The 392-nt window shown below is 45.4% G+C and carries 1 pseudogene; it reads right to left on the bottom strand.

What is annotated here, in order from left to right:
• Window positions 1–392 (bottom strand): annotated as a pseudogene (locus Q0881_RS17760) (hypothetical protein); the annotation flags it as partial.

The following is a 392-nucleotide window of genomic DNA, read 5'->3' as shown; positions in this document are numbered from 1 at the left end:
GTTGCACTTACCGTTCCACAGCCTCCTGTTAATGGAATATCATAATTAAAAGTTCCTGATGCTGTTGGACTACCACTTATAGTAAGCGTATTAGAGGCCCATGCTGCTGTTACTCCCGCTGGTAAGCCCGTAGCCATACCTATACCCGTTGCTCCCGTAGTTACATGTGTAATATTGGTAAGTGTCGTATTTATACATAGCGTTGGCGTACTCGATGCCACTGCTACTGTATTATCTGGAGTCACCGTAATTGTACCCGTTGCACTTACCGTTCCACAGCCTCCTGTTAATGGAATATCATAATTAAAAGTTCCTGATGCTGTTGGACTACCACTTATAGTAAGCGTATTAGAGGCCCATGCTGCTGTTACTCCCGCTGGTAAGCCCGTAGC

It is taken from the genome of uncultured Tenacibaculum sp., from assembly GCF_947494125.1.
GTDB lineage: Bacteria > Bacteroidota > Bacteroidia > Flavobacteriales > Flavobacteriaceae > Polaribacter.
This window is presented reverse-complemented; position numbering and strand designations above follow the sequence as displayed.